This is a genomic window from Streptosporangium sp. NPDC048886 (genome assembly GCF_055586905.1).
Map to the genome: position 1 here is coordinate 164761 of NZ_JBVJHH010000018.1, position 23909 is coordinate 188669.

Genomic DNA, 23909 nt, shown 5'->3' on the forward strand with positions numbered 1-23909 from the left:
CCATCATCCAGACTGCGGTCCACAGCGATGGCGAGCGCCGCCGTGCTCGCCGCCGTGGGGCTCCTCGGCGCCTGCGGCGGGGAGAGCTCGCCCAGCGGCGCGAAGGCCTCCGGCGGACCGGCGTACGGGGGCACGCTGACATATCTGGAGCACCAGGCACCGACCTGCCTCTACCTGCCGGCCGCGGGTTTCTATCCGAACGGCGGCGTGCTCAACCAGCTCACCGACAAGCTCACCTGGCAGAACCCCAAGACGCTGGAGATCGAACCGTGGATCGCCACCTCCTGGGAGGTCAACGCCGACGCCACCGAATACACCTTCCACCTCCGTGAGGGCGTGACCTTCAGTGACGGCAGCCCGCTCGACGCGTCGGCCGTCGCCGCGAACTTCGACGTCTACGGCCTCGGCGACCCGGACCTGAAGCTGCCGCCGGCCGAGTTCGTGAACAACTACGACCGCAGCCAGGTCGTCGACCCGCGCACCGTGAAGTTCTTCTTCAAGCAGCCCTCCCCCGGCTTCCTCCAGGGCACCTCGGTCATCGGCGCCGGCCTCGTGGCCAAGTCGACGATCTCGCGCCCCTACGAGGAGCAGTGCCAGCTCAAGAACATCGTCGGCTCCGGGCCGTTCACCGTGGCCCGCCAGGTCGTCGACAAGGAGATCGACCTGGCCGTCCGCAAGGACTACAACTGGGCGCCGGCGTCCTCGGCGCACCAGGGGCGCGCCTACCTCGACGCGATCAAGATGATCGTGACGCCGGAGGACAACGTGCGTGTCGGCGCCCTGACCTCCGGGCAGGCCGACTATGTGCGCTACGTGCAGGCGTACGACGAGGAGACGGTGAAGAACGCCGGTTTCACCGTCTACGCGGAACCGACCCGGGGCGTCAACAACGGTCTCTACCTGCGGCCGGCCAACAGCATCCTGAGTGACGTCAGGGTCCGCAGGGCGCTGCAGGCCGGCACCGACGCCAAGGAGGCCGTGGACACCCTGTTCACCCCGGGCTACCCGGTCGCGACCTCCGTGCTCAGCCACCTGGCGCAGGGCTACGTCGACCTGTCCGAGAAGCTGGCCTACGACCCGGACAGGGCCAACGCGCTGCTGGAGGAGGCCGGCTGGACCCGCGGCGCCGGCGGCGTCCGCCGGAAGGACGGGCGGGAGCTGACGCTGGGCGTCTTCGTCTCCGGCCCGCAGCCGCTGTCTAAGCAGACGCTCGAACTGGTCGCCCAGCAGTGGGCCAAGATCGGCGTGAAGCTGGAGATCCGGCCCGCCGACGCCGGCACGCAGGCGGTGGACATCAAGAACGCGGAGAAGACGGCCGTCGCGCACTCCATGGTCGGCCGCGCCGACCAGGACGTGATCAAGAGCCACTTCCACACCAAGAACCGCGACGTCATCCTCTCCGACGACCCGGAGCTGGACCGCCTGCTGGAGCAGGAGTCCGCGGCCGCCGACAAGACCGCGCGCAACGCGAAGGTCGCCGAGATCCAGCGCTACGTGGTCGACCGGGGCTACGCGATCCCGCTGTTCGAGGAGCCGCAGGTATACGGCGCCGCGCCGTACGTGCGGGGCGTCACCTTCGAGGCGGTCGCCCGGCCGGTCTTCTACTCGGTCTGGCTGTCGGATCAGACAGGCCGATGACCAGATATCTCCTGCTGCGGACAGGACAGGCGGTCCTGGTGCTGTGGGCCGCCTTCACCGCCAGTTACGTGCTGCTGCAGATCCTGCCGGGCGACTCGATCCTGATCAAGTTCCAGAACCCCGAGCTGGGCCTGTCCCCCGCGCAGATCGCCGAGATCCGCGCCTACTACGGCGACGACGCGCCCGCGATCACCGGCTACCTGCACACGATGCTCGGCTTCCTGCGCGGCGGCTTCGGCTACTCCGTCGACACGGGCACGCCGGTGGTCGAGCGGCTGGCCGAGGCGCTGCCGGAGACGGCCAAGCTGGCCACCGCCGGGTTCAGCCTGGCCGTGCTGATCGCCGTGCTGATCGCGTTCGCCGCGAGCCACACCCGGCTGGCCTGGGTCCGCGGCGCGCTGCTGGCCGTACCGTCGCTGTGCGTCTCGATCCCCGCCTTCTGGCTCGGCATCCTCCTGATCCAGGTGTTCTCCTTCCGGCTCAAGCTGGTGCCGGTCATCGGGGGCGACGGGGTGCAGCAGCTCATCCTGCCGGTCCTGACCCTGGCCGTACCGATCTCGGCGCCGATCGCGCAGGTGCTGGCCCGCAGCCTCGACCAGGTCCAGAGCCAGCCGTTCGTCCCGGTCGTCGCGGCCAAGGGGGCCTCACGCCGGTGGATCCTGTGGCGGCACGTGGCGCGCAACGCGCTGCCGCCGACGCTGACGATCGCCGGCCTGACCTTCGGCGAGCTCATCGCCGGGTCGGTCGTCACCGAGACGGTCTTCGGCCGCAACGGCGTCGGCCGCCTCACCGAGCAGGCGGTCAACGCGCAGGACACGCCGGTGATGCTGGCCGTCGTCGTGCTCGCCACCGCCGTCTTCGTGCTGGTCAACCTGGTGGTCGATCTGCTCTTCCCGGTGCTCGACCCGCGGCTCAAGGCGAAGGTCGGTGCGGCCGCATGAGGATCGCATCCCGCCGTCCGGACGTGAGCCTGGTGCTCGCCTGGCTCGTGATCGCCGTCGTCGTGCTCTGGGCCGTCGTGCCCGGACTGTTCACCGCGGACGACCCGATCGCGGGCGTCCCGGCGGAGAAACTGCGGGGCCCCGGCCCGGACCACCTGTTCGGCACCGACGCCGTGGGCCGCGACCTGTTCACCCGCGTGGTGTACGGGGCCGTCCACTCCCTGTCCGGGGCGTCCGTCGCGGTCGGGGTGGGCCTGGTGCTGGGCACGCTGCTCGGCCTGCTCGCCGGCTCGACGGGCGGCGTGCTCGACGCGCTCATCATGCGCGGGATCGACGTGCTGCTCTCGGTGCCGGGCCTGCTCCTCGCCCTCACCATGATCATCCTGCTCGGGCCCGGCACCGTCAACGTCGCGATCGCGGTGGGCGTCGGCTCGGTCGCGGCCTTCGCCCGCCTGGTCCGCTCGGAGGTCGTCCGGGTCCGGCGGACCGACTACGTCGAGGCCGCCTTCGGCAGCGGCGGCCGGTTCGCCGCCGTCCTGGGGCGCCACGTGCTGCCCAACTCGCTCGGCCCCGTCATCGCGCTCGCCGCCCTGCAGTTCGGCACCGCGATCCTGGCCATCTCCACCCTCGGATTCCTCGGCTACGGCGCCGAGCCGCCCACCCCCGAGTGGGGACTGCTCGTCTCGGAGGGGCGCAACTACCTGGCGACCTCCTGGTGGCTGACCTCGCTGCCGGGCGCCGTCGTGGTGTCGGTGGTGCTCGCCGCCAGCCGGATCAGCCGATCGACGGGACGGGAGAACCCATGAGCCTGCTCGACGTACGCGACCTCGCGGTCTCCTACCGGACCGGCCGGCGCGCACTCCAGGCGGTCGAGGGGATCTCCTTCACCGTCGAACCCGGTGAGGTGGTCGCGGTCGTCGGCGAGTCCGGGTCCGGCAAGTCGACCACGGCGCATGCGATCCTCGGGCTGCTGCCGCCGAACGGGTCCGTCGACGCCGGCCGGATCCTGCTGGACGGCACGGACATCGCCGGCTGGCCGTCGCGCCGGCTGGAGTCGGTGCGGGGCGCCCAGATCGGACTGATCCCGCAGGATCCGTCCAACTCCCTGAATCCGGTCAAGACCGTCGGCGCCCAGATCGGTGAGGCCCTGCGCATCCACCGGCGCGGCGACCGGCGGGCGATCTCGCGCCGGGTCGTCGAGTTGCTCGCCCGCGTCGGGCTGTCCGATCCGGAGACGCGCGCCCGGCAGTTCCCGCACGAGCTGTCCGGCGGCATGCGCCAGCGGGTGCTCATCGCCATCGCCATCGCGCTCGAACCGCGGCTCATCATCGCCGACGAGCCGACGAGCGCGCTGGACGCCACCGTGCAGCGGCGCATCCTCGACCTCATCGACGGGCTCCGCGCGGAGTCCGGCACGGCGGTGCTGCTGGTGACCCACGACCTCGGTGTCGCAGCGGACCGCTCGGACCGGCTCATCGTCATGAAGGACGGGCGGATCGAGGAGCAGGGCGCGACGGAGGCCGTGACAGCGGCCCCGGAGGCCGGATACACGAGACGGTTGCTGAGCGACGCCCCCGCGCTGTCGGTGCGGGAGTTCCGGGCCCCGCCCCCGGAGACCTCCACCCGGGAGGACGCCGTCGTCGTCCGTGACCTGGTCAAGGAGTTCCGCGTCCGGGGACGGCCCTTCCGCGCGGTCGACGGGGTGTCGTTCGAGGTGCCGCGCGGCACGACGCACGCGCTCGTCGGGGAGTCGGGGTCCGGCAAGACGACCACGGCCCGCATGGTCGTGCGGTTCGCCGACCCCACCTCCGGGTCGGTGACGGTCGGCGGGATCGAGACGGCCGGCCTGCGCGGCGACGCGCTGCGCGGGCTCCGCCGCCGCATCCAGCTCGTCTACCAGAACCCGACCGGCTCACTCGACCCGCGGCAGCCGGTCGCCGAGATCGTGGAGGAGCCGCTGCGCAACTTCCGGATCGGCGACCGGGCCGCACGCGACATCCGGGTGCGCGACCTCCTCGACCGGGTCGCCCTGCCGTCGAGCGTGCTCGCCCGCAGGCCGCGGGAGCTGTCCGGCGGCCAGCGGCAGCGCGTGGCCATCGCCCGCGCGCTGGCCGTCGACCCGGAGGTGGTCGTACTCGACGAGGCGGTCTCCGCGCTCGACGTGAGCGTGCAGGCGCAGATCCTCGACCTGCTCGGAGCGCTCCAGCGCGACCTCGGGCTCACCTACCTGTTCATCTCTCACGACCTGTCCGTGGTGCGGCAGATCTCGCACACCGTGTCGGTCATGAACAAAGGACGCATTGTGGAATCCGGAAACACGCAACAGGTCTTCACCGGCCCGCGGCACGACTACACCCGCGAGCTGCTGGCGGCCATCCCGGGCGCGACCGCGGAGGCGGCACGATGATCGGCCGCCGGCTCGGTTTCTTCACCCGCCTGCTCGACGACGTCCCGGCCGGCGAGCGCTACCGGCTCGCCGCCGAACAGATCAGGCACGCCGAGGCCGTCGGGTTCGACACGGCCTGGGTGGCCCAGCACCACTTCGACGAGGCCGAGGGAGGGCTGCCGGCGCCGCTGGTGTTCCTCGCCGACGTGGCGGCGCGGACCAGCCGCATCCGCCTCGGCACCGGCATCATCACGCTGCCCCTGGAGAATCCGGTCCGCGTCGCCGAGGACACGGCCGTGCTCGACCTGCTCTCGGGCGGCCGGCTGGAGGTGGGGGTGGGCAGCGGCGGCACGCCGTCGTCGTTCGCCGCCTTCGGACAGGACAGCGCGGCCCGTTCGGCCACCTACGCCGAACATCTCGCGGTGCTCCTCGACGCCTGGTCGGGGCGGGCCCTCGGCGGGGGCAGCAGGCTCTACCCGCCGGCGCCGCGCCTTCCCGGCGCCGTCTGGGAGGCGACCTTCTCGGTGAGCGGCGGGGCCCGCGCCGGCCGGGCCGGCAACGGCCTGATGCTCTCGCGCACCCAGCCTCGCCCCGAGGACGCTCCGCACGCGACGCTCGCGGAGATCCAGCGGCCCATCCTGGACGCCTACTACGAGAACCTGCCGCCCGGGGTGACGCCGCGGGTCATGGCCTCGCGGACGGCCTTCGTGGCCGACAGCCGCGCGGAGGCGCTGCGCCACGCCGAGATCGGGCTGGCCCGCGCCGCCCGCCAGTTCAGGGCGGCGGGTTTCCCGGTGCCCGACGGCGGACTCGACGAGCTCATCCCCGCCTTCGACGTCCATCTGGGGACGCCGCAGGAGGTCATCGCGGGCCTCGGCGCCGACCCGACGCTCGACCGGGTGACCGATCTGGTCTTCCAGGTGCACTCGGTCGACCCGCCGCATCCGCTCATCCTCCGCTCCATCGAGCTGCTCGCGACCGAGGTCGCGCCCGCGCTCGGCTGGGCACCGCATCCCACCACCGCCATCCAGACCGAACTGAGCAGGACATGAGCACCGACATCATCGACCGCCTGGCCGGCATCGTGCCGGGCTCCCCCGTCGACCGGCTGCGCGGCCGGCGGCCGGCCGCCCGCGAGAACGCCCAGCGCAGCTACCTCGCGCTCTTCTCCCCGGACTCCCCCGGCGAGGTCACCCGGGCCGAGCGCCACGCGGTCGCGGCGTTCGTGAGCGGGCTCCACCGGGACGCCGTGGTCGCGCGCTTCTACGCCGACCGGCTCGCCGAGCACTCGGCGGAGCTGCCGGCCGCGGTCGCGCGGGAGGTCGAGGCCGCCCGGACCACCGGTCCCTACGGCGCCTACCCCGCCGGGGGCCCACTGGCCGCCGAGAGCGTCGAGGGCCTCGACTACCGGGTGCGCGACCACGCCGCGCTGGGCGGCCGGCTCGCCGCGGCCCTGGAGCACGCGCACCTGCTGGTGTTCCGTCCGCGCGAGTCCAGTCCCCAGGCGCTGCGGCGGCTCATCGACGCCGGCTGGAGCACCTCGGCGATCGTGACGCTCTCGCAGCTCGTCGCCTTCCTCAGCTTCCAGGTGCGCGTGATCGCGGGCCTGCGGCTGCTCGACACCGCCCGGAAGGGACCGAAGTCATGACCGACGCCGTGCTCCAGCATCCCGGCATCGACCGCCCGCACGCCTTCACGCAGGAGGAGCTCGGCTGGGTGCCGTGGCTGGCGCCGCTCACCGAGGAGGAGCTGAGCGAGCGCCACTGGGAGGCGCTCGTCGACCGCAGGCGCGCCGCGTCGCCGTACTTCCTGCTGCTCGCCCGCGACCCGGAGATCCTGCGGGCGCGCACGGAGACCGACAACGACATCTTCTACAACACCGACGCCGGGCTGCCCCGCGCGGAGCGCGAGCTCGCCGCCGCCGCGACCTCGCGCCACAACGGCTGCGTCTTCTGCGCCTCGGTGCACGCGCGGTTCGCCTCGCACCACTCCAAGCGCCCCGACGACGTGCAGCGCCTGCTGGACGACGGGGTCGACGCCCCCCAGGAGGCACGCTGGCGCGCCGTCATCGACGCCTCGGTGGCACTGGCCGAGACCCCGGGCGGGCTCACCGCGGAGCACCTCGACGCGCTCCGCGCGGCCGGCCTCGACGACCTCGCCATCAGCGACGCGCTCCACGCGGCCGCGTTCTTCAACTGGGCCAACCGGCTCATGCTCTCGCTGGGAGAACCCACCTCGCCCGCGCCGCGGGCCGGCCGGAAGGCGGAACAGTGACCGATCCACACCTGGACCATCTCGTCTACGCGGTGCCCGACCTCCTGGCCGGGGTCGCCGAGTTCGAGGCACGCACCGGGGTCACCCCGGCCGCCGGGGGCAGCCACCCCGGCGGGACCGCCAACTACCTCGTCGGCCTCGGCCCGGACTCCTACCTGGAGATCATCGGCCCGGACCCGGCGGACCCCGCCGGGCGGCCCCGCGCCTTCGGCCTGGACACCCTCACCGAAGCCCGGCTCGCGGCCTGGGCCGTGCACCCGGACGGCATCGAGGAGACCGTACGGCAGGCGCGCGAGCGCGGGTACGACCCGGGCGAGGTGCAGCCGCTGTCCCGGCTCACCCCGGACGGCACCCTGCTGGCCTGGCGGCTCACCCGCCGGGCGGAGCCGGCGGCGGACGGGCTGGTGCCCTTCCTCATCGACTGGGGCTCTACGCCGCACCCCGCCGCGTCCGGCCTGCCGCAGCTCGGTCTCGTCTCCTTCACCGCGACGCATCCCGACCCGGCCGCCGTGCGGCGGGATCTGGCCGCGCTCGGCGTCGGCCTCGACGTGACCGCCGGGCCCGCGGCGACGTTGCAGGCGCGGCTCGACACCCCGCGCGGCCCGCTGACGCTGCGCTGAACCCATCCGCCACGAGAAAGCAGACCATGAGCACTCTCCGCGAATACCTGACCCACAAGCGCGCGGCGCTGCTGGCCCGGCGGGCGGCGCCCGGGGCCGGCCCGGTGCCGGTGCGCGCCCACGTCACGGCCGAGGGCCGCAGCGGGGTGCGGCGCATCCGGATCCGGGACTTCCAGATCATCAGCGACAGCGGCCCGGACTTCGCCGGGTACGACCTCGGCCCCGGGTCCCCGGAGCTGCAGGCCGGCGTGCTGGGGAGCTGTGTGACGCACATCTTCCTGATCAAGGCGGCCGAGCTGGACGTCCCCATCGACTCGCTCGCGGTCGACGTGCAGGCCGAGTACGATCCCCGCGCCCAGCAGCCGGACAGCACGGACATCCCGGTGTATCCGCAGAACTTCCGCTACGAGGTGCGGCTCGCCTCGCCCGCCTCCGACGAGGAGCTGGCGCGGCTGCACGCCGAGGTGGAACGGGTGTGCCCCATCCTCAACCTGATCCGCAACCCCCAGGAGATCAGCGGCTCGGTGACCCGGGTCGACGCGGCGCCCCGCTGAGCGCCGCTGAGCCCCGCGGGAGCGACCGGAGCGACCGGGGCGTCCCGGCCGCCCGCCCGCGGAACGCGCCGGTTCACCGGCCGCGGGGCGCGCCGGCCGCCCGCCGCTCTTCCGGGCGGGTGGCCTATCGGCTGCGCCGCAGGAGCATGGGGCCGATGTGCCGGCGGGCGTTCCTCGCGAAGTTCGCGGTGTCGTTGACCCGTGGGAAGGGCTCGTCGGGCACCGGGACCCCGAGGAACCCGCACAGCGGCTCCCACCCCTGGCGGACCTCGAAGACGAGCAGCCGGTCGGCCGGGATCACCGCCTTGACCTCCTCGACGTGCGACCCGAAGGTCTTCAGCGCGTGTCCGGGGTCGCTGCCGTGGCCGTCGAAGACCCGCTTCTCGACCGTCAGGCGGGTCATCTTGACGAACGCGGCGAAGTCGGTGTCCAGCAGGGACGAAAGCCCCAGCGCCGCCCTGCCGGAGAGCGTGGCGCCCCGGTCGCGCTGCTTGAAGATGGTGGCGTTCATGCTGGCCAGCCAGCGCTCGGGGTCCCGCACGGTGAGGACGACCTTCGCCGCGGGGTAGTGCTCGGCGAGCTCGCGCCAGTAGGCGGCGGACGGCCAGTCCACGCAGGAGTCGTAGCCGTCCAGCAGGTCGTCCCAGCCGACCGGCCGCCCCTCGGCCAGGGCGAGCCACCGGCGGATCTGCTCCGGCCTGCCCATCACCTCCATCATGTGATGGCACGGCCCGAAGCCGAGCCGTTCCAGGGCCGCCTTGAGAGAGAGTGTTCCCGTACGGCCGAAGCCCGCCCCGATGACCCGCATAATCCCTACCTTGTCGGTCGGAAAGTGCTTGATGGCTACACGGGCAATGTTTCACCGACGGCCGGGTCCGGCAAGGGCACCCCCGCCGGCGGCCGGTCTCAGGCGTCGGGGTCGCGCAGGCCGACGGCGTCGTGCCGCCAGAACGTGTCGGGGTAGACCATGGTCCCGGTCATCCACGGCTCGTAGGCGGGCAGGCGGACCGCCTGGAAGGCGGCGTCGGGGATGCGGAGGGAGGGCCTGCGGAAGCCCAGCCCGGTGCCGGGGCCGAATCCGAAGCGTGCGTAGTAGGCGGGCGAGCCCTCCAGGAACACCACGGGGACCCCCTGCTCGGCCATGATCTCCAGGCCACGGCGGACCAGGGCGGAGCCGATGCCCTGCCCCTGGTGTCCGGGCAGTACGGCGAGCGGGCTGAGCGACTGCGCCTCCACCAGGCGGCGAGGGGCGTCGAGCCAGACGCGGGTGAACATCACGTGGCCGACGATCTCGCCTCCGTGCTCGGCGACAAGCGAGAGTCCCTGAAGCGGGGTGACGGCCGCCCGCAGCGAATCCACCAGTTCGGCCACCACCTTCCCGTGGTCGCCGAAGGCCTGGAGATGGACATGCCGTACGGCCTGCTGGTCGGCCGTCTGCTCGATGCGGAGAGTCACGGCGGAAGGATAGACAGGCGGCCCCGCCTCCCGCATCCCATTTTGTGCGCCTTGCGGGAGGATCGTCCCGCCGGCCTGCCTCGGGAGTCCGTCGACCTCTCGGGAGCGGAGGAGGCCGGGTCCGAAGGGCGCGGGCCGGGGCCGCGCGTCCTCCCCGGCCCGCCCGTTCCCGGCGAGCCTGTGAAACAATGTGGTGGATGCGGTTCCATGCCGATCTGCACATCCACTCGAAATACTCCAGGGCCTGCAGCGGCGACAGCGATCTGGAGCACCTGACGTGGTGGGCGCGGCGCAAGGGCGTCACGCTGATGGGCACCGGCGACTTCACCCATCCGCTCTGGTCCGAGCAGCTGCGCGACAAGCTCGTGCCGGCGGAGCCGGGGCTGTTCCGGCTCCGCGAGGACCTGGACCGCGACATCCTCCGCACGCTGCCGTCCGGCCTGGCCTCCGGTCAGGTGCGGTTCATGCTGTCGGTGGAGATCTCGACGGTCTACAAGAGCGGCGGGCGCACCCGCAAGATCCATCACCTGGTCTACATGCCGGACTTCGACGCGGCCGCGGCCTTCAACCGCACGCTCGGGCAGGTCGGCAACCTGAGCTCGGACGGCCGGCCCACCCTCGGCCTGGACTCCCGCGACCTGCTGGAGATCACCCTGAACAGCGGCGAGGGCGCCTACCTGGTGGCCGCCCACGCCTGGACACCGTGGTTCGGGGTGTTCGGCTCCAAGTCCGGGTTCGACACGATCGAGGAGTGCTACGGCGATCTCGCCGACCACGTCTTCGCGGTGGAGACCGGGCTGTCCAGCGATCCGGCGATGAACTGGCGGGTCTCCGCCCTCGACCGCTACCGGCTGGTCAGCCACTCCGACGCGCACTCGCCGCCCATGGTCGGCCGTGAGGCCACGGTGTTCGAGACCGACCTTGACTACTTCGCGGTGCTGCGGGCGCTGCGGACCGGCGCCGGGCACGCGGGCACGGTGGAGTTCTTCCCGGAGGAGGGCAGGTATCACGCCGACGGGCACCGCGGGTGCGGCGTCCGGATGGAGCCGCGGGAGACCCGCGAGCACGGCGGGATCTGTCCCGTGTGCGGGAAACCGCTCACGGTCGGCGTGCTGAGCCGGGTCGAGGACCTGGCCGACCGGCCGGAAGGCGTCCGGCCGGCCGGCGCCGCCGGCTTCCGCCACCTCGTCCCGCTGCCGGAGATCGTGAGCGAGATCCTCGGCGTGGGGCCGAAGAGCAAGAAGGTCCTGCGGGAGATCGACAGACTCACCGCCGCGCTGGGACCCGAGCTGGCGATACTGGAGGACGTGCCCGTCGACGACATCCGGACCCGCTCGCCGCTGCTCGGCGAGGCCGTCGACCGGCTGCGCCGCGGCGAGGTGATCCGGGAGGCCGGATACGACGGCGAGTACGGGGTGATCCGGCTCTTCGAACCCGGCGAGCTGGAACGGGTGAGCGCGGCCGCCGCCCCCGCGCTCTTCTGACGTCCGGCCCGGCGCCGTCCGCATGACGATCGTCGATCTCGCCCGCGTGGAACGGGGCACGCCCGGCGCGCGCCCTCTAATGTTTCATAGAGATGTTATAGCATTAGCACAATGGACGTCCTGACCGGTGAGCCCCTCGCTCTGGATCTGCTCAACACCCGGGCCAACATGCCCGGCGGCGAGTTCGACATGCTCGCCTCTCCCGACACCTTCCAAGAGTGGCTGCTCGCCCAGGACGGGCGGCTGTCACCGGTGGAGACGGCCGACGACGCCGACCTGGCGGCGGTCCGGGCGCTCCGCGACCACATCACCGAGGCCGTCGAGCACGCCCGGCAGGGCATCGCTCCGCCCCGGACCGCCCTGGACGCGCTCCACGAGGCCCAGCGCGCGGCTCCGCCGTACCGGAGGCTGACGTGGGACGGCGCCGCGCTGAGCGCCACCGTGATCAGGGCCGGAGACTCCCGCGCCCGGCTCCTGGCCGAGCTCGCCGAGGCCGCCGTCGACCTTCTCACCGGTCCGGCGGTCACCAAGGTCCGCGGCTGCGAGGGGCCCGGCTGCCGCATGCTGTTCCTCCCGGCCCACCCGCGCCGCCGCTGGTGCTCACCCGCGCTGTGCGGCAACCGCGTCCGCGTCGCCCGTTACTACCAGCGGCACAAGGACTAGCCCGACGGGCGCCGACCGCCGGCGCCCCGCCCTCCACAGGGACTCACAGGGACGCGCGGCGCATGCCGCGGGTCCCCACGGCGAGACCGGCCAGGGCGACCACCACGGCCGCGGCCACGCCGTAGGGCACCGAGGGGTGGGCGAGGTCCCCGGCGAACAGGGCCCGCTCCGCCTCGACCACGTAGGTCACCGGGTTGGCGCGGGCCATGGCGTACAGCCAGGAGGGGGCGTTCTCCACGGGCAGCAGCACGCCGGACAGGAGCATGAGGGGGAACAGCAGCGTCTGCTGCACGCCGTAGAAGATCGACGGCTGCCTGCGGGCGGCGAGGGCCAGCGCGAAGGAGAACGAGCCCAGCCCGACGCCGAGCACGGCCAGCACGAGCAGCCCGGCCACGGTGCCGAGGAGGTGGGGGCGGAAGCCGAGCGGCAGCACCACCACGATGATCAGGACGGCCTGGGCGAGCAGGGTGACGATCTCCTTCATCGTCCGGCCGACCAGCATCGCGGTCCTGTTCAGCGGGGTGACCAGCATCCGTTCCAGAGAACCGCCCCCGCCCTCCACCAGGAGGTAGTAACCGGCCGACGCCGTGCCGGACAGGCCGAGCATGACCACGATGCCCGGCACGAACCACTGCCAGGGCGAGGTCTGCCCGACCCCGGGCGTGCCCGGTAGGAGGGGGCCGAACAGGGCGAGGAAGATGAGCGGCTGGATCATGCCGAAGAGGAGGCCGAGGGGGTTGCGCAGCTCGGGACGGACCTCCCGGGCGAACACGACGCCGGTGTCGCTGACGATGTTCACCTTCAGGCTCCTTCGGGGGTGGGGGCGCTCTCGCGCAGGCTGCGGCCGGTGAGTGCGAGGAAGACGTCGTCGAGGGTGGGACGCCCGACCTCGGCGGTGAGCGCCTTCACCCCGGCGGCCTCCAGGGACCGGAGGAACTCCGGCAGTACGGCGGTGCCACGCCTGACCCGCAGGGACACCGTGTCCCCCTCGGCGGTGACCTCGTGCGCCGTCGGGACCAGCCGGGCGATCCGGGCCGCCCGCTCGGCCTCCGCCCCGTCGCCGGTGGTGACGGTGATGCGGTCACCGGCCAGGTCGGCCTTCAGGTTCTCCGGGGAGTCGTCGGCGATCACCCGCCCGTGATCGATGATCATTACCCGCTCGGCCATGGAGTCGGCCTCGTCCAGGTAGTGGGTGGTCAGGAAGATCGTCATGCCGGACTCCTCGCGCAGCCGCAGGATGTGCTCCCAGAGGTTGGCGCGGCTGTGCGGGTCCAGGCCGGTGGAGGGCTCGTCCAGGAAGAGCAGTTCGGGCCGGTGGACCAGTCCGAGCGCGACGTCGAGACGGCGCCGCTGCCCGCCCGAGAGCGTGCCCGCGGGACGCTTGGCCAGCGTTTCGAGGTTCAGCGCGGCGAGCAGCTCGCCGGCCCGCCGGCGCGACTCCACCCGGGGCAGCCCGTAGCAGCGCCCCTGGGTCACCAGCTCGTCGTGGACACGGAAGTTCTCCCCCGCGCCGTTGCCCTGGCCGATGTATCCGATCCGCCGGCGCGTCCCGGCCGGATCGGTGAGCACGTCGCATCCGGCGACGGTCGCGCTGCCCGCGCTCGGGGGGAGCAGCGTGGTCAGCATGCGCAGGCTGGTCGACTTGCCCGCGCCGTTCGGGCCGAGGAAGGCGACCAGCTCTCCTTTCTCGACGTCGATGTCGAGGTCGCGCACGGCCTCGACGGTCTCTCCTTTGACCCGGAAACGCCGGGCCAGTCCACGGGCGTGGATCATCTCTCCTCCAGTGCTCGGATCCGTGTGCGGGCATGCCGAAGACAGGTGCCGCCGCGGGATTGGGTGGGCGCCACGGCCGGAGCCGGGCGCGAAGCTCGAAAAGCTTAGATTCGAATTACGTTAATCTGTCAGGGACCCTGACAATCGGTCCCGCACCTAGGGTTGGGACGTGCACCCGCCGACCAAGCCACCCATCCCCTATCTGCTGGCCTACGCCTTCACGCTGGCCTCCCGCCAGGCGGAGGAGGAGCTGCGGTCCCACGGGCTCACCCTCCGGCAGTACGGACTGCTCACGCAGCTCCAGATCGAACCGGAGCTCACCATGTCCGAGCTGGCCCGCCAGCTCGGCGTCTCGCGCCAGTCCCTGCACGAGATGGTCGGCGAGCTGGAACGGGCCGGTCACCTGGGCCGCCTGCCGGGCTCCTCCGGCCGCACCCGCAGGCTCGCGCTGGCCCCGGGCACCGAGCGCCTGCTCTCCCGGACGCGGGAGTCGCTGACCCGGGCGGAGGCCGGCTTCCTCGGCGACATGAGCCCTCCCGAGATCGAGACCCTGCGGGAGCTGCTGCAGCGCCTGCTCGCCCACGCCACCGACGACGAGAGCTGGCTGTCGGGGATGTAGGACACCTCCACCGCCGTGTGCCGGTGCCCGGGGCGAGGAGCCCGGTACGGCGGGCCGGCGTCCGGGCGAGGAGCCGTATGGCGGGCCGGTGCCCGGGGTGGGAGCCCGATACGGCGGGCCGGTGCCCGGGGTGGGAGCCCGGTAGGGCGGGCCGGTCACGCCGCCGCCCGGGTGCCGGCGCGGGGCCGTGGCCAGGAACGTCGCGGGAGCTCCTCATGATCGGCTCCGCCCCCGTTGGTTAGTGTTGTGGGGGTGGAGGAACTCGCCCGACGGCCGCTGGGCCGCACTCACCTGGCGGTGACGCCGCTCGGCCTCGGCCTGGCCGCGCTCGGCCGCCCCGCCTACATCACGCTCGGCCGCGAGGAGGACCTCGGCGACGACCGCGGCGTCGCCACGATGCGGTCGCGGACGTGGGCCGTGCTCGACGCGGCGTGGGCGGAGGGCGTGCGCTACTTCGACACGGCGCGTTCGTACGGCCGCGCGGAGGAGTTCCTCGCCGGTTGGCTGCGCGAGCGGGGGATCGCCCCGGGAGCGGTGACCGTCGGCTCGAAATGGGGATACGCCTATGTGGGCGGCTGGCGGATGGACGCCGAGCACCACGAGGTGAAGGACCTGTCGGCCGAGCAGCTCCGCCGCCAGCTCGACCAGACGCGCGAGCTGCTCGGAGAGCATCTGTCGCTCTACCAGATCCACTCGGCGACGGTGGAGAGCGGGGTGCTCGAAGACGAGGGCGTGCTGGACCGGCTGCGCGCGCTGCGGGCCGAGGGCGTCGCGATCGGGCTCAGCACGACGGGGCCGCGCCAGGCGGACACGGTCACGCGGGCGGTCGAGGTCGGGGCGTTCGACACCGTGCAGTCCACCTGGAACCTGCTCGAACGTTCGGCCGGCGCGGCGCTCGCCCGGGCGCACGGGGCGGGGATGGGCGTGATCGTCAAGGAGGGGGTGGCGAACGGGCGGTTGACCGCCCGCGCGGCGCCCGCCGCGCTGGCGTCGGCCGCGCGCGATCGGGGGGTGACACCCGACGCGCTCGCGCTCGCGGCCGTGCTGGCACAGCCGTGGGCCGGGGTGGTGCTGAGCGGCGCGGTCTCGGCCGGGCAGCTCCGCAGCAACCTGGGCGCGGCCGAGGTGAGCTGGGACGCCGAGCTCGACGGACGGCTGGCCGGGCTGGCCGAGGACCCCGAGACCTACTGGGCCGGGCGCGGCACACTGGCCTGGGGCTGAACGCCCGGGCCGGAGCGTACGGGGCGGACCATGCCGGGCGCGGCACACCGGCCCGGGGCCGAACGCCCGGGGCCGGAGCGTGCGGGGCCGGAGCGTGCGGGGCGGGGGGCATGCGGCGGCGAGGCTCGCATAGGGTCGAAACATGCGGGGCAGGACAGGGCACGCGATGCCATGCCTTCTTGCCGAACACGCCTGCAGGTGAAACGTTCGGAAGTGGCCCTGCCGTCGAGCCTTGGGGGTGCCTCCCGGCCATGGACAACCAGATCACCCACCACAGCGACCACACCGGCGACGATCTGCCGAGGCTGCCGTTCGCGCGGAACAACCCGCTGGAGGTTCCGAGGATGTACCGCGCGCTGCGAGCCGTCAGGCCGGTGACCCGGGTCCGCACCCAGGCGGGCGACATCGCCTGGCTGGTCTCCGGTTACGAGGAGGCCAGGCAGGCCTTCGCCGACCCGCGTCTCGGCCGCTCGGCCCCCGACCCGGAACGCGCCGCCCGGATCTCCGGCTCGGTGCTGCTCGGCGGCCCGCGCGGCGACGTCGAGACCGAGAAGGCCGAGCACGACCGGATGCGCCGGATGCTCGCCCCGGCCTTCTCCGCCCGCCGGATGAGCGCCCTCGAACCACACGTCCAGCAGCTCGTCGACGGCCTGCTGGACCACATGGCCGAGCTGCCGCCACCGGTGGACCTGCGCCAGGAGTTCTCCCTGCCGCTGCCCGTGCTGGTGATCTGCGAGCTGCTCGGCGTGCCGTACGGCGACCGCGGGCACTTCAGGAAACTGGCCGACGAGATGACGGATCTGAGCGATCCGGGCCGCGCGGAGGCGGCGCTGAACGAGCTGGCCGACTACACCCGCGGCATCCTGGTCGAGAAGCGGGCCAACCCCGCCGACGACGTGTTCTCCGACATGGCCACCATGGAGGCACCCGACGAGGAGATCGCCACCCTCGCCGCGGGGCTGCTGTTCGCCGGCCACGAGACGACGGTCAACCGGATCGACTACGGCGTGCTGCTGCTGCTGGCCAACCCGGCGCAGCGCGACGCCCTGATCGCCGATCCGTCGCTGACGGCCCCGGCGGTCGAGGAGATCCTGCGGATGGCGGCGCCGGGCAACCACGGCCTGCCGCGTTACGCCCACGAGGACCTGAGCATCGGCGGCGTGACGATCAAGCGCGGCGAGGCGGTGCTCATCGCCACGACGGCGGCCAACCGCGACGAGCGGACCTTCCCCGACCCCGACCGTTTCGACATCGGCCGTCCGCTCGGCGACCCGCAGCTCGCCTTCGGCTACGCGGCCCGCTACTGCATCGGGGCGAGCCTCGCCCGGGTGGAGCTCCGGGCGGTGTTCGGCACCCTGTTCCGGCGCTTCCCCACCCTGGCGCTCGCCGTCCCCGCCGAGGAGCTGGTCGAGCGCGAGGCCTCCCTCACCGGAGGGTTCACCCGCATTCCGGTCACGTGGTAGCGGCCGGGTGAGCCCGCCGCCCCGGGCCGGACGTCCTTCCGGCCGGGGCGAGACCGGACGTCCTTCCAGCCGGGACGCGGCCAGGGTCTTCGGCCAGGGTACGGCCGGATCTCCTTCCGGCCGGGGCACGGCCGGTGCCCGGACGTGGTGGGAGCCGGCGCCCCCGGTCAGGCGTTGCTGGCCGCCCTCCTGGTGTTCAGCTGGTCGAAGCCGACCGCGACGAGGATGAGCACGCCGATGGCGATCTGGAGGTAGAAGGCGTTGATCGCCAGGAGGTTCCCGCCGTTGTTGAGAACTCCCATGATCAACGCTCCGGTGGCCGCGCCGAGGGCGCTGCCCTTGGCGCCGAACAGGCTGGCGCCGCCGATGACGCAGGCGGCGATCGCGTTGAGCTCGAAGCCCGTCCCTGCGGTGGGGATGCCCGCGCCCAACCTGGACGCCAGCAGCACTCCGCCGAGACCCGCGAGCATGCCCGAGATCGCGTAGACCGAGATCGTGACCATGCGCACCGGCACACCCGCGAGGCGGGCGGACTCGGGGTTGGAGCCGACCGCGTAGATGTACCGGCCGAAGACGGTCCGGGAGAGCACGAACCACATCACGCCCGTCACCAGGGCGGCGATGAGAAGAAGGTTGGGGATGCCCAGGATCGTGCCGTTGGCGATCTCCTGGAATCCGGCCGGCAGGCCCTGGATGGTCTGGGCGTCGGTGGTGACCAGGACGATCCCTCGGGCGATGCCGAGCATGCCCAGGGTCGCGATGAACGGTGGCAGCTTCGCGTAGGTCACCAGCAGGCCGTTGACGATCCCGAGCGCGGCGCCGATCGCGACCCCGACCAGGAACGACGGCCAGATCGGCATGCCGGCGACCAGGAGCTGCGCGGTGGTCGCGCCGGACAGGCCGAGGACCGAACCGACCGACAGGTCGATCCCGGCCGTCAGGATGACCACGAGCTGGCCGACCGCGATGATCCCGAAGATGGCGACCTGCCGGGCGAGGTTGGCCAGGTTGTTGGCGGTGAGGAACTCGTCGCTGGCGAGGGTGAGGGCGCCGACCGCCACGAGCAGCACGACGAGCCCGCCGCTCTCCCGTCCCGCGATGTCCCCCAGCGTGATGACCCGTCGTGGGGGCTCGGCCTCCGGCTTCCGTCCCGGTTCCGGTTCCCTGGCCCTGGGTACCGCCTCCGGCCCCAGCCCCTCACCGGTCGGCGGCCGGCTGGTGATCGTGGTGGTGGCGATCGGTTCCCGCCAGATCAGCTTGGGCATCTCGGCTCACCTCTCCTGTCCTGGGTCGTCTGGGGCCGGTGGGATGGTGGCTCCCGAGCCCTCCGAGGTCGTCGAGGCCGTCTCCCCCGGCCTCGGAGCCCCTTCACCGGAGGCCGGGGCCCCCTCACCGGACGCCGGGCCCGCCGCCCCGGCCACCGGAGCCCGCTCAGGCCCGGCCGGAGCCTCACCCCGGGACGCCGGAGCCGTCTCCCCCGCCTTCGGAGCCCCTTCACCGGGGGCCGGGGCCCCCTCTCGGGGTGCCGGGATCTCCTCCCGGAGCAGCGGCTCGGCGCCTTTGCCACCGCCGCTCGCCAGGCGGAGCACGTCCTCCTCGGTGGCGGTCCCGGGAAGCTCGCCCGCGACCTCGCCGTCTCGCAGTACGAGGATGCGGTCGGCGAGGCCGAGCAGCTCCGGGAGGTACGACGAGACCACGATGATGCCCAGCCCCTTGGCGGCCAGGTCCCCGATCACCGTGTAGAGCTCGCCCTTGGCGCCGACGTCGATCCCCTTGGTCGGCTCGTCGAAGATCAGTACCTTCGGCTTGGTGAGCAGCCAGCGGGCGAGCAGGACCTTCTGCTGGTTGCCGCCCGACAGCGTCGAGACCGGCTGCTCGTAGGAACCGGCTCGTAGCCGCAGGCTGTCGAGCAGCCGGTCGGCCTCCTCGACCTGCTCCCGGCCGGGGAGCAGGCCGCGCCGGGAGCCGCTGCGCAGGCTGGCGATGGTGACGTTCTCCCGGATCGACAGCTCCGGCAGCAGCCCGAGCACCTTGCGGTCCTCGGTGAGCAGCCCCACCCCGGCGTTCATCATCGTGCGCGGCCCGGACGGTTTCACGGGCTTGCCCATCACCTCCAGTTCCCCCGCCACGATGGGGGCGGCGCCGAAGACGGACAGCAGCAGCCCGCTGCGCCCCGACCCCAGCAGGCCCCCGATGCCGAGGATCTCCCCGGCTCCGACGTGCAGGTCGATGCTCGGCGAGTCCTCGAAGCGGCGCAGTCCCCGCACCCGCAGCGCGGGCGTCCCGGCCTTGCGGTGGGTCTCCGGGTACAGCGAGCTGATCTCCCGCCCGACCATCGCGGTGATCAGCTTGTCCTCGTCGTAGTCGCTGATCGGCCCCGCCTCGGACAGGCTCCCGTCCCGCAGGACGGTCACCCAGTCGCCGATCTCGAACATCTCCTCAAGCCGGTGGGTCACGTAGAGCATCGCTATGCCGCGCTCGCGCAGCCGCAGGATGTGTTCGAGCAGCCGCTCCGACTCCGCCTCGGTCAGCGCCGTGGTCGGCTCGTCGAACACGATGACCTTGACGGAGTCCGCGGTCAGCACCTTGGCGATCTCCACGAGCTGGCGGGTGGCCGCCGGGAGCCGTTCCACGATGGCCTCCGGGCTGAGGTCCGTCAGGCCGACCTCGTCGAGGGCCTCCCGGGCGCGGGCGCGCAGCCGGTTCCTGGCGATGACCCCGCTACGTGCCGGGAGGCGGCCCATGAACAGGTTCTCCGCGACCGACAGGTGCGGCAGGAGGCTGAGCTCCTGGTAGACGGCCTGGACGCCGGCCGCGCGCACCGAGGCCGGTGTCGGGGCGGTGACCGACCGGCCGTCGATCTCGTAGGAGCCGCTGTCGCGGCGCAGCGCGCCCGTCAGCACCCGGATCAGGGTCGACTTCCCCGCGCCGTTCTCCCCGGCCAGGCAGTTCACCTGACCGGGGACCAGGCGGAGCGATACGTCGGTGAGCGCCTGCACGGGGCCGAAGGCCTTGGAGACGCCGTGCAGTTCGACGACGGGCTCTTTCATCATTCCGCCTTCATCTCCGTCACTCCGCCTTCATCGTCGGCGGGTTGAGCAGCAGCTTCACGTCGGGCTCGTTCATGTTCCGCTTGTCCGCGACGACCGCTCCGGGGTCGATGTCACGCGGCGGGATGCGGCCGACCGTGGCCATTCCGGCCGCCAGGACGCCCTGGTATCCGAAGAAGTAGGGGTTCTGCACCACCAGCGCGTCGATGGTGCCGGCGGCCAGCGCGGCGTTCTCCTGCGGGTCGGAGTCGAAGGCCACGACGGGCACGGTGTCGGTGACCTTGTTGTCCTGGATCGCCCGGGCCGCGCCGACCCCCGAGGTGTTGTTGTCGGCGAACACTCCCGCCAGCTCCGGGTTGGCGGTCAGCGCGTCGTTGACCTGGGAGGCGGCGGTGTTGATGTCGTTGTTGTTGTAACGCTGCAGTGCCACCTTGACCTGCGGGCAGTTGTTCGCCAACCCCTGCTTGAAGCCGGAGTCCCGGGCGACCAGCGACTGGATGCCCGCCACGGAGGACTCGATCATGACACTGCCGCTCGTCTTGTTCTGCGCCTTGAGCAGCTCGCACATGCGCTTGCCGGCCTGTGTCCCGGCCTTGACGTTGTCGGTGCCGATGAACCCCTCCGAGGCGGCGGTCACGCGGCTGTCCACGGTGATGACCTTGAGGCCCGCCTTGCGCGCCCGGTCGATCGCCGAGTTCAGGGCGCTGGAGGAGTTGGGCGCGATGACGAGACCGTCGACGCCCCGGGAGATGGAGTTCTCGACCAGTTGCACCTGCTGGTCGATGTTCGTCTCCGAGGTGGGGCCGAAGGTGCTCACCTTGAGGCCGAAGTCCCCGCCGGACTGCTTCGCCCCGGCGATCATCGTCTGCCAGAACGAGGAGTCGCTGGCCTTGATGATCACGTCGATCTTCTTGCCGCCGGCCGCTCCGGCCGCACCTCCGCCCGACGTCTGGCTGGCCGAGCTCGTCGCCCGGCCTCCCACCACTCCGAGCACCAGCGCCACCAGCGCGATGGCCGCGACGAGCGAGAGGGAGAAGACGATGCGTGAGCGAGCCATAACGACCTCCTGAAAACCACTCAGGGGGGATGCCGGCAGGCGTCTCAGGCGGCTGCCGCTATAGATCTACGGATGACGGACGGGTGCCGACGGCGCTGAGGGGAGGCACCTGAAGGATTTTTCATTCAGCAGAGACCCGTGATGGTCGGTTGCTTCCAGCAAAGCCCCGGAAGTGTTGCGCTGGAAACTAACAGAGGGAAAAGAAGTCATTACCTTCCCGTCCGTGCTCGACGAGCCCGACGGACATCGTCCGGTGGAGCGCCTCGGCGTGACCGCGCGCCACCTCGACCGCCTTCAGCGGATCGCGCTCTACCTGTGAGCAGGAGTTAACGTCAGGGATGACAGAAGCACGGGAATCGGGCCCGCCGTTCTCCGGACGGACCGCATGGGCGCAGGGTCTCAACACTCCGCTGCGCGAGTTCCTGCGCACCGAGACCGGCAGCGCCATGGTCCTGCTCGTCGCCACGCTGACCGCCCTGGCCTGGGCCAACGTCGGCCCGGCGTCGTACGGGACTGTCTGGCGGATGCCGGTCTCCATCCACCTCGGCGGCTTCGAGGTGTCGCAGGACCTGCGCGGGTGGGTGAACAGCGGGCTGATGACGTTCTTCTTCTTCGTCGTCGGGCTCGAGGCGCGCCGCGAGTTCGACATGGGAGAGCTGCGCGACCGGCGGCGGCTCGTGCTGCCGCTCGCCGCCGGCGTCGGCGGGATGGCCGTGCCCGTCGCGATCTACCTCACCGTCAACGCGGGCAGCCCCTCCGCGCACGGCTGGGGTACGGCGATGTCGACGGACACGGCGTTCGCCCTCGGCATGCTCGCGCTGTTCGGGTCCCGCTTCCCGGCACGGCTGCGCACCTACCTGCTCACGGTCACCGTCGTCGACGACCTCGTCGCGCTCGGAGTCATCACGATCTTCTACAGCGAGCGGATCACGCTGCCGGCGCTGCTGGCCGGGATCGGGATCTTCGGCGTGGTCCTGCTCGTCCGCGCCGCCGGCGTGCGCCGCGGCCTCCCCTACGCGCTGCTCGGCGTGGCGGCGTGGACCGCGCTCTTCAAGTCCGGTGTCGAACCCATCGTCATCGGCCTGGCCATGGGGCTGCTGACCTACGCCTCGCCGGTCGCGCGCGGCGATCTGGAGCACGCGACGGACCTCTTCCGGCTCTTCCGCGAGCAGCCGACACCGGAGCTGGCCCGCTCGGCCAGCATGGGGCTCGCCTCGACGATCTCACCGAACGAGCGTCTGCAGCAGCTCTACCACCCGGGGGTGAGCTATCTGGTCGTGCCGCTCTTCGCGCTGTCGAACGCGGGGGTCACGATCAGCGGCGACTTCCTGGCGCGGGCGCTCACCTCGCCGATCACCATCGGGATCCTGCTGGCCTACCTGGTGGGCAAGCCGGTCGGGATCATCGGATCCTCGTGGCTCGTGACGTGGCTGAGCCGCGGCCGTGTGCGCCCGCCCGTCGGCTGGGCCTCCGTCACGGCCGCCGGCACGATCGCCGGCATCGGCTTCACCGTGTCCCTGCTGATCGCCACTCTCGCCTTCGACGGTCCGCAGCTGGAGGAGGCGAAGCTCGGTATCCTCACCGCGGCGCTCTGCGCGCCCCTCATGACATGGGTCGTCTACCGCGTGACCGCGCTGCTGCCCAAGCGGCGCCGGATCCGGGCGCTGCTGGGCACCTCCGAGAGCATCGTCGACCTCGCCGCGCCCGTCGACCCGGACCGCGACCACCTGCGCGGCCCCAGGCAGGCGCCGGTGACCGTGGTCGAGTACGGGGACTTCGAGTGTCCCTACTGCGGCCAGGCGGAGCCGGTCATCCGCGAGCTGCTCGCCGACCTCGGCGACGTCCGTTACGTCTGGCGGCATCTCCCGCTGCACGACGTGCACCCCGGTGCCCAGCTCGCCGCGGAGGCGGCGGAGGCCGCGGCCGAACAGGGGGCGTTCTGGGAGATGCACGACCTCCTGCTCGGCAACCAGAACGACCTCCGGGTCCGCGACCTGATCCGCTACGCCGCGGAGCTCGGCCTCGACGTCGAGCGGTTCCGCGACAGCCTCCGCGGCCACGCCGGCGCCGGCCGGGTCGCCGAGGACATCGACTCCGCCGACCTGAGCGGTGTGTCGGGCACGCCGACGTTCTTCATCAACGGACGGCGGCACCACGGCGCCTACGACATCGCCACCCTCACCTCCGCGGTGCGGGCCGCCCGTGCGCGCGCGGCCCTGAAGTCGTGACCCCAGGGCCGCGCGCCCCCTCCTCAGGGCCGGCCGGCCCGTCCTTCTCAGGACAGGTCGACCCAGTCGAGAGTCCGGTCGACCGCCTTCTTCCAGCCGGCGTAGCCGACGGCCCGCTGCTCGTCGGACCACTCCGGCTGCCAGCGCCGGTCCTCGTTCCAGTTCTGCTTGAGCTCGTCGGTCGACTTCCAGAAGCCGACGGCCAGGCCGGCCGCGTAGGCGGCGCCGAGCGCGGTCGTCTCGGCCACGACCGGCTTGGACACCGGCACCCCGAGGACGTCGGCCTGGATCTGCATACACAGGTCGTTGGCGGTGACGCCGCCGTCGACCCGCAGGACGTCGAGGGCGACGCCGGAGTCCTGCCGCATCGCCTCGACGACGTCGCGGCTCTGGTAGCAGATCGCCTCCAGGGTGGCCCGCGCGATGTGGGCGTTGGTGTTGAAACGCGACAGCCCGACGATCGCGCCCCGCGCGTCCGAACGC

The 23909-nt window shown here is 72.3% G+C and carries 23 protein-coding genes; 15 read left to right on the forward strand and 8 right to left on the reverse strand.

The features are described 5' to 3' along the window. The first annotated feature begins 27 nt into the window (after nucleotides 1–27). Genes ACZ6R6_RS23470 through ACZ6R6_RS23510 form a run of 9 tightly spaced genes read left to right on the forward strand, consistent with a single transcriptional unit; the run spans nucleotide 28 to nucleotide 8413 of the window. A complete protein-coding gene (locus ACZ6R6_RS23470; RefSeq protein WP_470096541.1) occupies nucleotides 28–1638 on the forward strand; it encodes a TIGR04028 family ABC transporter substrate-binding protein in 1611 nt (536 codons plus the stop codon). After that, a complete protein-coding gene (locus tag ACZ6R6_RS23475) occupies nucleotides 1635–2579 on the forward strand; it encodes an ABC transporter permease (protein ID WP_470096543.1) in 945 nt (314 codons plus the stop codon). Before ACZ6R6_RS23470 ends, ACZ6R6_RS23475 begins: the two co-directional genes overlap by 4 nt. After that, nucleotides 2576–3385, forward strand: coding sequence for an ABC transporter permease (locus ACZ6R6_RS23480; RefSeq protein ID WP_470096545.1), 810 nt, complete (start codon nucleotides 2576–2578; stop codon nucleotides 3383–3385). Before ACZ6R6_RS23475 ends, ACZ6R6_RS23480 begins: the two co-directional genes overlap by 4 nt. Next, nucleotides 3382–4986 (forward strand): dipeptide ABC transporter ATP-binding protein, encoded by a 1605-nt coding sequence (locus ACZ6R6_RS23485; RefSeq protein WP_470096547.1) that lies wholly within the window; start codon nucleotides 3382–3384, stop codon nucleotides 4984–4986. The genes ACZ6R6_RS23480 and ACZ6R6_RS23485 overlap by 4 nt, the downstream gene beginning before the upstream one ends. Then, the gene (locus ACZ6R6_RS23490; protein WP_470096549.1) at nucleotides 4983–6017 is read left to right on the forward strand and encodes a putative FMN-dependent luciferase-like monooxygenase; all 1035 of its coding nucleotides are present in this window, start codon (nucleotides 4983–4985) and stop codon (nucleotides 6015–6017) included. The genes ACZ6R6_RS23485 and ACZ6R6_RS23490 overlap by 4 nt, the downstream gene beginning before the upstream one ends. Then, a complete protein-coding gene (locus ACZ6R6_RS23495) occupies nucleotides 6014–6613 on the forward strand; it encodes a CMD domain protein (protein WP_470096551.1) in 600 nt (199 codons plus the stop codon). Before ACZ6R6_RS23490 ends, ACZ6R6_RS23495 begins: the two co-directional genes overlap by 4 nt. Further along, on the forward strand, nucleotides 6610–7239 hold the full coding sequence (locus ACZ6R6_RS23500) for an alkylhydroperoxidase domain protein (protein ID WP_470096553.1): 630 nt from the start codon (nucleotides 6610–6612) through the stop codon (nucleotides 7237–7239). Before ACZ6R6_RS23495 ends, ACZ6R6_RS23500 begins: the two co-directional genes overlap by 4 nt. Next, on the forward strand, nucleotides 7236–7859 hold the full coding sequence (locus ACZ6R6_RS23505; protein WP_470096555.1) for a VOC family protein: 624 nt from the start codon (nucleotides 7236–7238) through the stop codon (nucleotides 7857–7859). Before ACZ6R6_RS23500 ends, ACZ6R6_RS23505 begins: the two co-directional genes overlap by 4 nt. Nucleotides 7860–7885: 26 nt before the next feature. After that, on the forward strand, nucleotides 7886–8413 hold the full coding sequence (locus tag ACZ6R6_RS23510) for an OsmC family protein (protein WP_470096557.1): 528 nt from the start codon (nucleotides 7886–7888) through the stop codon (nucleotides 8411–8413). A 124-nt stretch (nucleotides 8414–8537) separates the two neighbouring features. Here ACZ6R6_RS23510 and ACZ6R6_RS23515 read toward each other — a convergent pair whose 3' ends face one another. Together ACZ6R6_RS23515 and ACZ6R6_RS23520 are read right to left on the reverse strand one after the other, a co-directional pair. Next, nucleotides 8538–9221 (reverse strand): sulfotransferase family protein, encoded by a 684-nt coding sequence (locus tag ACZ6R6_RS23515; RefSeq protein WP_470096559.1) that lies wholly within the window; start codon nucleotides 9219–9221, stop codon nucleotides 8538–8540. 98 nt (nucleotides 9222–9319) lie between these two features. Next, nucleotides 9320–9868 carry a GNAT family N-acetyltransferase gene (locus ACZ6R6_RS23520; RefSeq protein WP_470096561.1) on the reverse strand — a complete coding sequence of 183 codons (549 nt, stop codon included), beginning with the start codon at nucleotides 9866–9868 and terminating at the stop codon, nucleotides 9320–9322. Nucleotides 9869–10065: 197 nt separating this feature from the next. Here ACZ6R6_RS23520 and ACZ6R6_RS23525 point away from each other — a divergent pair, with 197 nt between their 5' ends. After that, on the forward strand, nucleotides 10066–11352 hold the full coding sequence (locus ACZ6R6_RS23525; RefSeq protein WP_470096563.1) for an endonuclease Q family protein: 1287 nt from the start codon (nucleotides 10066–10068) through the stop codon (nucleotides 11350–11352). A gap of 111 nt (nucleotides 11353–11463) precedes the next feature. Continuing rightward, complete coding sequence (locus ACZ6R6_RS23530; RefSeq protein ID WP_470096565.1) at nucleotides 11464–12015, forward strand: CGNR zinc finger domain-containing protein; 552 nt, start codon at nucleotides 11464–11466, stop codon at nucleotides 12013–12015. Nucleotides 12016–12058: 43 nt separating this feature from the next. On the opposite strand, the gene ACZ6R6_RS23535 is transcribed toward ACZ6R6_RS23530, so the two are convergent. Together ACZ6R6_RS23535 and ACZ6R6_RS23540 are read right to left on the reverse strand one after the other, a co-directional pair. After that, nucleotides 12059–12814 carry an ABC transporter permease gene (locus ACZ6R6_RS23535; RefSeq protein ID WP_470096567.1) on the reverse strand — a complete coding sequence of 252 codons (756 nt, stop codon included), beginning with the start codon at nucleotides 12812–12814 and terminating at the stop codon, nucleotides 12059–12061. Between the two features lie 2 nt (nucleotides 12815–12816). Further along, a complete protein-coding gene (locus ACZ6R6_RS23540; protein WP_470096569.1) occupies nucleotides 12817–13788 on the reverse strand; it encodes an ATP-binding cassette domain-containing protein in 972 nt (323 codons plus the stop codon). Between the two features lie 169 nt (nucleotides 13789–13957). On the opposite strand from ACZ6R6_RS23540, the gene ACZ6R6_RS23545 reads away from it, so the two are divergent. The 3 genes from ACZ6R6_RS23545 to ACZ6R6_RS23555 all read left to right on the forward strand — a co-directional run bounded on the left by ACZ6R6_RS23545 (nucleotide 13958) and on the right by ACZ6R6_RS23555 (nucleotide 17091). After that, entirely contained in the window at nucleotides 13958–14407 is a 450-nt protein-coding gene (locus ACZ6R6_RS23545) for a MarR family winged helix-turn-helix transcriptional regulator (protein WP_470096571.1), read from the forward strand. A 252-nt stretch (nucleotides 14408–14659) separates the two neighbouring features. After that, nucleotides 14660–15628: an aldo/keto reductase gene (locus ACZ6R6_RS23550; protein ID WP_470096573.1), complete on the forward strand. Its 969-nt coding sequence runs from the start codon at nucleotides 14660–14662 to the stop codon at nucleotides 15626–15628. Nucleotides 15629–15879: 251 nt separating this feature from the next. Beyond that, entirely contained in the window at nucleotides 15880–17091 is a 1212-nt protein-coding gene (locus tag ACZ6R6_RS23555; protein WP_470096575.1) for a cytochrome P450, read from the forward strand. Nucleotides 17092–17258: 167 nt separating this feature from the next. Here ACZ6R6_RS23555 and ACZ6R6_RS23560 read toward each other — a convergent pair whose 3' ends face one another. The 3 genes from ACZ6R6_RS23560 to ACZ6R6_RS23570 are packed head-to-tail and all read right to left on the reverse strand — an operon-like array spanning nucleotide 17259 to nucleotide 21198. Next, nucleotides 17259–18356 carry an ABC transporter permease gene (locus ACZ6R6_RS23560; protein ID WP_470096577.1) on the reverse strand — a complete coding sequence of 366 codons (1098 nt, stop codon included), beginning with the start codon at nucleotides 18354–18356 and terminating at the stop codon, nucleotides 17259–17261. A 6-nt stretch (nucleotides 18357–18362) separates the two neighbouring features. After that, nucleotides 18363–20144, reverse strand: coding sequence for an ATP-binding cassette domain-containing protein (locus ACZ6R6_RS23565; protein ID WP_470096579.1), 1782 nt, complete (start codon nucleotides 20142–20144; stop codon nucleotides 18363–18365). A 16-nt stretch (nucleotides 20145–20160) separates the two neighbouring features. After that, complete coding sequence (locus tag ACZ6R6_RS23570; RefSeq protein WP_470096581.1) at nucleotides 20161–21198, reverse strand: substrate-binding domain-containing protein; 1038 nt, start codon at nucleotides 21196–21198, stop codon at nucleotides 20161–20163. Nucleotides 21199–21536: 338 nt separating this feature from the next. Between ACZ6R6_RS23570 and nhaA the strand changes: the two genes are divergently transcribed. Continuing rightward, nucleotides 21537–23426 (forward strand): Na+/H+ antiporter NhaA, encoded by a 1890-nt coding sequence (gene nhaA, locus ACZ6R6_RS23575; RefSeq protein WP_470096583.1) that lies wholly within the window; start codon nucleotides 21537–21539, stop codon nucleotides 23424–23426. A 47-nt stretch (nucleotides 23427–23473) separates the two neighbouring features. Here nhaA and ACZ6R6_RS23580 read toward each other — a convergent pair. Next, nucleotides 23474–23909: FGGY-family carbohydrate kinase (locus ACZ6R6_RS23580; protein WP_470096585.1), on the reverse strand; the 436-nt coding region annotated here is incomplete at its 5' end.

Excerpts from the sequence above, each read along its gene's own strand:
- ACZ6R6_RS23470 (WP_470096541.1), top strand. The coding sequence starts at position 28 with ATGGCGAGCGCCGCCGTGCTCGCCGCCGTGGGGCTCCTCGGCGCCTGC.
- ACZ6R6_RS23475 (WP_470096543.1), top strand. The coding sequence starts at position 1,635 with ATGACCAGATATCTCCTGCTGCGGACAGGACAGGCGGTCCTGGTGCTG.
- ACZ6R6_RS23480 (WP_470096545.1), top strand. The coding sequence starts at position 2,576 with ATGAGGATCGCATCCCGCCGTCCGGACGTGAGCCTGGTGCTCGCCTGG.
- ACZ6R6_RS23485 (WP_470096547.1), top strand. The coding sequence starts at position 3,382 with ATGAGCCTGCTCGACGTACGCGACCTCGCGGTCTCCTACCGGACCGGC.
- ACZ6R6_RS23490 (WP_470096549.1), top strand. The coding sequence starts at position 4,983 with ATGATCGGCCGCCGGCTCGGTTTCTTCACCCGCCTGCTCGACGACGTC.
- ACZ6R6_RS23495 (WP_470096551.1), top strand. The coding sequence starts at position 6,014 with ATGAGCACCGACATCATCGACCGCCTGGCCGGCATCGTGCCGGGCTCC.
- ACZ6R6_RS23500 (WP_470096553.1), top strand. The coding sequence starts at position 6,610 with ATGACCGACGCCGTGCTCCAGCATCCCGGCATCGACCGCCCGCACGCC.
- ACZ6R6_RS23510 (WP_470096557.1), top strand. The coding sequence starts at position 7,886 with ATGAGCACTCTCCGCGAATACCTGACCCACAAGCGCGCGGCGCTGCTG.
- ACZ6R6_RS23515 (WP_470096559.1), bottom strand. The coding sequence starts at position 9,221 with ATGCGGGTCATCGGGGCGGGCTTCGGCCGTACGGGAACACTCTCTCTC.
- ACZ6R6_RS23525 (WP_470096563.1), top strand. The coding sequence starts at position 10,066 with ATGCGGTTCCATGCCGATCTGCACATCCACTCGAAATACTCCAGGGCC.
- ACZ6R6_RS23530 (WP_470096565.1), top strand. The coding sequence starts at position 11,464 with ATGGACGTCCTGACCGGTGAGCCCCTCGCTCTGGATCTGCTCAACACC.
- ACZ6R6_RS23540 (WP_470096569.1), bottom strand. The coding sequence starts at position 13,788 with ATGATCCACGCCCGTGGACTGGCCCGGCGTTTCCGGGTCAAAGGAGAG.
- ACZ6R6_RS23555 (WP_470096575.1), top strand. The coding sequence starts at position 15,880 with ATGGACAACCAGATCACCCACCACAGCGACCACACCGGCGACGATCTG.
- ACZ6R6_RS23560 (WP_470096577.1), bottom strand. The coding sequence starts at position 18,356 with ATGCCCAAGCTGATCTGGCGGGAACCGATCGCCACCACCACGATCACC.
- ACZ6R6_RS23565 (WP_470096579.1), bottom strand. The coding sequence starts at position 20,144 with ATGATGAAAGAGCCCGTCGTCGAACTGCACGGCGTCTCCAAGGCCTTC.
- ACZ6R6_RS23570 (WP_470096581.1), bottom strand. The coding sequence starts at position 21,198 with ATGGCTCGCTCACGCATCGTCTTCTCCCTCTCGCTCGTCGCGGCCATC.
- nhaA (WP_470096583.1), top strand. The coding sequence starts at position 21,537 with ATGACAGAAGCACGGGAATCGGGCCCGCCGTTCTCCGGACGGACCGCA.